5 protein-coding genes are annotated in these 6,332 nt (G+C 74.5%); 3 read left to right on the forward strand and 2 right to left on the reverse strand.

Features of this window, described 5'->3' with window-relative positions; all coding sequences use genetic code 11:
- Position 1 precedes the first annotated feature (1 nt).
- The 3 genes from AC1DCG_RS16980 to AC1DCG_RS16990 all read left to right on the forward strand — a co-directional run bounded on the left by AC1DCG_RS16980 (position 2) and on the right by AC1DCG_RS16990 (position 4,487).
- Positions 2 to 2,722 (forward strand): ATP-binding protein, encoded by a 2,721-nt coding sequence (locus AC1DCG_RS16980; RefSeq protein WP_477036932.1) that lies wholly within the window; start codon positions 2 to 4, stop codon positions 2,720 to 2,722.
- Between the two features lie 150 nt (positions 2,723 to 2,872).
- A complete protein-coding gene (locus AC1DCG_RS16985; RefSeq protein WP_477031043.1) occupies positions 2,873 to 3,475 on the forward strand; it encodes a helix-turn-helix transcriptional regulator in 603 nt (200 codons plus the stop codon).
- Between the two features lie 10 nt (positions 3,476 to 3,485).
- Positions 3,486 to 4,487, forward strand: a complete 1,002-nt coding sequence (locus AC1DCG_RS16990) for an alpha/beta hydrolase (protein WP_477031044.1) — start codon at positions 3,486 to 3,488, stop codon at positions 4,485 to 4,487.
- Here AC1DCG_RS16990 and AC1DCG_RS16995 read toward each other — a convergent pair.
- A complete protein-coding gene (locus AC1DCG_RS16995; RefSeq protein WP_477041574.1) occupies positions 4,484 to 5,938 on the reverse strand; it encodes an OprO/OprP family phosphate-selective porin in 1,455 nt (484 codons plus the stop codon). The genes AC1DCG_RS16990 and AC1DCG_RS16995 overlap by 4 nt on opposite strands.
- 94 nt (positions 5,939 to 6,032) lie before the next feature.
- A partial coding sequence (locus tag AC1DCG_RS17000; RefSeq protein ID WP_477031046.1) for a cation:dicarboxylate symporter family transporter occupies positions 6,033 to 6,332 on the reverse strand: 300 nt, incomplete at its 5' end.

Here is a 6,332-nt window from a genome sequence, read left to right on the forward strand (position 1 = left end):
CATGCCGTCCACGATCTCCGCCGCCTGCTCCCTCGCCTTCGGCCCGTTCACGCTCGATCGCGAACGGCGCCTGCTGAGCGCGGGCGGCCAGCCGGTGGCGATCGGCAGCCGGGCGCTGGACATCCTGCTGGCCCTGATCGACGCCGACGGCGGCCTCCTGAGCAAGGACCAGCTGCTGGCGCGGGTCTGGGCCGACGTCGTGGTCGACGAGAGCACCCTTCGCGTCCACATCGCGGGCCTGCGCAAGGCGCTGGGCGACGGCCGCGACGGCGCCCGCTACGTGCTCAACGAGCAGGGGCGCGGCTATCGCTTCGTCGCCCCCGTCACCCGTCCCGACGCGGCAACGGCCGCGTCGCCGCTCCCGCCGCCCGCCACGGCCCGCCCCCGGAGCGCCGCACGGCGCATCGTCGGGCGCGACGCCATCGTCGACAGCCTGGTCCAGCTGCTGCCCGAGCGCGGCTTCATGACGGTGATCGGGCCCGGCGGCATCGGCAAGACGACGGTGGCGACCGCCGTCGCCGAGCGCGTGGCCCAGGCCCAGGGCCTGCCCTGGGTGTTCGTCGACCTGGCACCCGTCGCCCAGTCCGAGCTCGTGGCCGGAACCTGCGCGGCCGCCCTCGACCTGCCCGGCTCGGGCCGCGAGGCCCTGGCCGCCGTCGTCGCGCGGCTATCGCAGGCTCCTGCGGTTTTGGTGCTGGACAACTGCGAGCACGTGGTCGACGCCGCCGCCGACCTCGCCCAGGCCATCCACCAGGCCGCGCCCGAAACCCTGCTGCTGGCCACCAGCCGCGAGGCCCTGCGGGCCGAGGGCGAGTGGGTGCACCGCCTGCAGACCCTGCCCGCGCCGACGGACGAAACGGTCGACGCACGCACCGCCGCCGGCTTCGCGGCCGTGCAGCTGTTCGTGGAGCGCGCCCGCGCCAGCGACGACGCCTTCGCCCTGACCGACGCCAACGCCGGCGCCGTGGCCGAGATCTGCCGCCGGCTGGACGGCATGCCGCTGGCGCTGGAACTGGCCGCCGCCCGCATCGACATGATGAGCGCCGCCGAGCTGGCCGCCAATCTCGACGACCGCTTCGACCTGCTGACCAAGGGCCGGCGCACCGCCCTGCCCCGCCAGCAGACCCTGCGCGCCACGCTGGACTGGAGCTACGGCCTGCTGCCGGCCGACGGCCGCGCGGTGCTGGACCGCCTCAGCCTGTTCGCCGGCGGTTTCCCGATGGAGGCCGCCCGCGAGGTCGCCGCCGACGATAGCCTGGACCGTCACGCCGTGCTCGACGTCGTCACCGCCCTGGCGCGCAAGTCGTTGCTGGCCGTCGACGCCTCGGGGCCGGCCACCCTCTATCGCCTGCTCGACACCACGCGGGCCTATGCCCGCGAGACCCTGGCCGCGCGCCCGGACGCCGGCGAGACCGCCCGACGCCACGCCGAATACTGCTGCGCGCAGCTGGCCGACACCGACAGCGCCTGGGAGGGCCGCGCCCGCCGCGAATGGCTGGCCGAGAAGAGCCGGCTGGTCGACGACGTGCGCGCCGCCCTCGCCTGGGCCTTCTCGCCGGCCGGCGACCTGCCGCTGGCCATCCGCCTGACCGTGGTCTCGGCGGCGCTCTGGTTCCATCTCAGCTTGCCGCGCGAGTTCCTGACCCTGGTCGAGACGGCGCTGAAGAGGATCGCCGACACCGGCCTGGCCGGCTCGGCCGACGAGGTCGAGTTGCTGACCGCGCAAGGCCACGCCCTGTGGCACACCCATGGCCCGACGACGGCCATGGAGACGGCCTTCGCCCGCGCCCTGACGATCGCCGAGGCGCTGGACGATCCGGGCCTGAGGCTGCGGGCCGGCTGGGGCCGCTGGGCCCAGGCCATCCTGGCCGGCCGCTACGCCGACTGCGCCGTGTTCGCCGACAGCTTCCAGGACATCGCCCGGGCCGTCGGGGATCCGGCCGCCCTGCAGACCGCCGACCACATGCAGGCCCTGCGCCACCACTTCTCGGGCGACCAGAGCACGGCCCTGGCGCTGGTCGAGCGGGTGATCGCCACCCACACCGGCCCGGTGGTGGCCAACCAGGCCAACCACGCCCAGGTCAACGACACGGTCGCGGCCCATGCCCTGAAGATGCGGATCCTGTGGCTGCGCGGCGAGTCCGCGCAGGCCCTGCGCCTGGCCCAGGAGACGGCCGACGCCGCCCTGGCCACCGACCACGACCTGACCATCTGCTACGGCCTGGCCGTGGGCGCCGTGCCCGTCGCCCTGTGGACCGGGCGGGCCGACCTGGCCCGTCACTGGACGGATCGCCTGCTGGAGCGGGCGCGCGGCCGCGGCGTGCGGTTCTGGGAGCTTTGGGGCCAGGGCTATCTGGCCGCCCTCGATCCTTCGGCGCGCGCGCCGGCCGAGGCCTTCCCGATGCAGGTCGAGTGCTTCGCCGCCTCGGACGCGGGGCTGGTCGACGCCGCCATGCTGGCCAGGCTGGACGACGAGCCCGCCACCTGGGTCAGGCCCGAGCTGATGCGCCTTTCGGCCATGACCGGCGATCCGGCGCGGCGCGAGGATCGGCTGCACGCGGCCCTCGACCTGGCCCGCGCCCAGAACGCCGGCGCCTGGACCCTGCGGACCGCTATCTCCCTGGCCGAGCCGGGCCGAGTGCGCGAGGCGCTGGAGGCCCTGCCCGACGTTCCCGGCTGTCCCGATCGCCAGGCCGCCCGGGCGCTGCTGGGCGCCACCTGAACGCACCTCGCAACACTTCTACAGAAGACTGATTTTCCTGACGTTTTCCCGCTTAACAACTCTACACAAGGCTTAACTCACGCTCAGCGGAGGACCTTGGCATCGTAGTTTCACACCGGCGGCGAGCCGGGCGCTGAAAGGAACGTCGCCATGTCTTTCGAACCCATGATCCCCGTCGCCGCCGCGTCCGGCTTCGATCGCGTCATCGACCTGCAGGCCGGCGCCCTGCCCGACCTGATCGCCGGCCTGCTGGCCGACGCCCGCGCCGCCGCCCGCGACGACCGGCTGGCCGCCGAGCGCCGGGTGCGCGAGGCGATCGAGCTGGTGCAGCGCGAGGGCAAGCGCCTGCTGAACGACGCGCGCCCCGCGCCCGTCACCGGCGGCCTGGCCCCCTGGCAGGTCCGCCGCGTCGACGCCCACCTCGCCGCCAATCTGGACGCGCCGGTCAAGGTGTCGGACCTGGCCGCCCTGGTCCGCCTCAGCGTCAGCCACTTCTCGCGCGCGTTCGCCGTCAGCTACGGCGGCGGGGCTCGCGAGCACATCATCCAGCGCCGCCTGGAACGCGCCCGCCAGATGATGGTCGAGACCGACGAGCCGCTGGGCCAGATCGCCGCCGCCTGCGGCTTCGCCGACCAGGCCCACTTCTCCAACCGCTTCCGCCGGGCCTTCGAGACCAGCCCGCTGGTCTGGCGGCGGATGCACCAGCGCGACCAGGCGACCTCGATCGGCCTGGCCGACGCGGCCCTGGCCTGAGGACCCCGCCTTGTCCCGCAACGCCCCCTCCGCCGGCCCGGTGCTGACCCCCGGCTCGGCTCATCCGGTGCTGGATCCCGTCACCCAGCAGTTCGTCGACGAGCGCCAGGACCGCGGCGCGCCGCCCCTGCGCGACCAGCCGCTGGCGACCGTGCGCGAAGCCTTCGCCCTGGCCCAGGCCCCGCAGTCGGACCTGCCCGAGGCGGAGGTCCTCGACCTGGTGCTGCATCTTGCCGACGGCCAGCAGCTGCCGGTCCGCATCCTGCGTCCGCCGGGCCACGCCGGCGCCCTGCCGGTCGTGCTCTATCTGCACGGCGGCGGCTGGATCATGGGCGGCGCAAGCACGCACGAGCGGCTGATGCGACGCCTGGCGCTGGGCGCCGCKGCCGCCGTCGTGCAGGTCGGCTACGCCCTGGCGCCCGAGGCCAGGCATCCGGCCCAGGTCGAGCAGGCCCACGCCGCGCTGCTGGCGCTCATTGAGCGCGCCGCAAGCCTGGGCCTCGACACCGGCCGCCTGGCCCTGGCCGGCGACGGCGCGGGCGGCACGATCGCCGCGGTCCTGGCGCTGAGGCTGGGGATCGCCGGCGGCCCGGCGCTGGCGGGCCAGGCCCTGCTGTGCCCGATCACCGCGCCGGTCGGCCAAAGCGCCTCCAGCCAGGCCTTCGCCGAAGGGCCCGGGCCCACCGCCGACGACCTGCGCTACTGCGAGGCCTGCCTGGCGGCGAGCCCCGACGACGAGACGCCGGCCTTCGTGCTCGACACGCCGCTGCGCCGCCTTTCGGCCCTGCCGCCCACGCTGGTGATCACCGCCGAGGCCGACGTCACCCGCGACGACGCCGAGGCCTACGCCCGCAAGCTGATGCGGGCCGGCGTCGAGGTCACGGCGCTGCGGATGGTCGGCGCCATCCACGACTTCATGGTGCTGGAAGCCCTGCGCGAGGCCCCGCCCGCCCAGGCGGCGGTGGGCGCGACGATCGGCTTCCTGCGAACGGTGCTGGCCGCTCGCCGCTAGAACTCCAGCTGCAGCCGCGCCTGGGCGACGGTGACGTCGGCGTCGAGCTGCGCGCCGGCGACCGGGCGGTTGTCGATCCTGGCGCGCGTCAGGTTCCCGCTCAGCCGGACATAGGCGTAGGGGTACCAGTTGGCGCCCAGCGTCACCGCCCGATAGGTCCCGGCGGTGGCCAGGCCCGTCTGCGCGCTCAGCGCGGCGACGCCGTTGGCGCCCATGTCGCTGAAGTCGGCGTAGTCGTAGCGGGCGGCGAACTCCAGCGCGCCGAAGCCGCCGCGGTCGAGCGGATGGGCCACCCGGATGCGCCCGAACGAGCCGTTGGGGTTGTAGGGCCGGGTCTCGCCCGTCGCGAACCAGCTGGCCGAGCCGTAGGCCGTGACGATGTCGAAGTTGGGTCCGCCCAGGGTTTGGCTGACGTCGGTCCCGATACGGTCGACCCGGATCCTGGCCGCCTCGCTCTGCAGCGACAGGGCGTGATGCACCCAGGCCGCCTCGAGGCCCAGCGTGGTGTCGCCGTCGCCGACCGCGCCGGTCGAGAACAGGGTCGCGCCGCTCGACGCCTGCGGGCGGAAGGCGGTGTTGGCCGCCGCCGAATAGGTGAAGCCGGTCTCCCCGCCCCGGTCGCGTCGCCGCACCCAGGCCCCCAGGTGCAGGCGGTCGTCCGGCGACAGCTGCGGCGACCAGGTGGCGCGCACCGTGGCCCCCAGGYGCTCGACCGCCTGGTTGGGATCATAGCCGCCGACGGCGTCGGTGCGGTTGATGTTGTCGCCCTGCAGCGCGCCCCACAGCGACCAGTTCGTCCCGGTCCGCACCGCCTGCAGCGACAGCGCGTAGCCGGCGTCGATCACGTCGCCGAAGGCGCCGCGCTCCATGAAGGTCATCGACTTGAACGAGGTCAGCCCCTCCAGCGAGGCGGCCTTCTGGTTGCCGATCAGGAGACTGGTCTGCTTGTCGAGACGATAGTCGATGATGGCGTCGTCCCAGCCCCAGGCGCCGCCGCTGACCGCGCCGCCCTCCAGGCGATAGCCCCAGCGGCCGTTCTGCCCCTCGACGCCGAGGAACAGCTGCCGGGCCTTGAACTGGCGGGCGTGATAGTCGGCCAGGCCGTCGCGCCGGGCGGTGGCGTCGACGGCGTCCAGCAGGATCCGGCCGCGCAGCTTGAAGGTCGCGCCCGAGGGATCGGTGAAGCGCGGCGCGTTCTCCCACCGCATCGGCTCGGGCTTGGGCGGTGCGGCGGGCGTGGGCGCGGCAAGCGGTTGGGGGGCGGGCTGGGCCATGGGCTGGACGACCGCGGGGGGCGCGGTCGGAACGGCGGCCTGGCGTTCCAGGACGTCGATCCGCGCCTGCATGGCCTGGATCTGGGCCTTCAGGAGCGCCAGGTCGGCGTCCTCGGCGTGGGCCGCGCCGGCGGCGCTGACGGCCGCGAGGGCCGTGGTGGCGAAAAGCATGCGCATGGGCGTGTTCTCCCCGCCTCCCGCGCATGGCGCGGGAGGGAGACGAAGGGACGGAAGGGCCGCCGCCTGCGGGCGGCCCCGTTGCGGGAGGGGTCTATTCGGCCGGCGCCGGAGCCGGCAGCGGCTCGGCGTCCAGCGGGGCGGCGCGCCCGGCCAGGGCGGCGTCCAGCTGCTCCTTGTCCAGCGCCTTGTCCCAGCGGGCGACGACGACGGTGGCGACGGCGTTGCCGATGAAGTTGGTCAGCGAGCGGCACTCGCTCATGAAGCGGTCGACGCCGAGGATCAGGGCCATGCCGGCGACGGGGACGCTGGGGACGACCGAGAGGGTTGCGGCCAGGGTGATGAAGCCCGCGCCGGTGACGCCGGCCGCGCCCTTGGACGACAGCATGGCCAC

This window comes from Caulobacter sp. 10L414 (assembly GCF_056395525.1).

What these genes read in the sequence shown, in the direction of transcription:
- AC1DCG_RS16985 (WP_477031043.1), top strand. Translation starts at nt 2,873, where the DNA reads ATGTCTTTCGAACCCATGATCCCCGTCGCCGCCGCGTCCGGCTTCGAT.
- AC1DCG_RS16980 (WP_477036932.1), top strand. Translation starts at nt 2, where the DNA reads ATGCCGTCCACGATCTCCGCCGCCTGCTCCCTCGCCTTCGGCCCGTTC.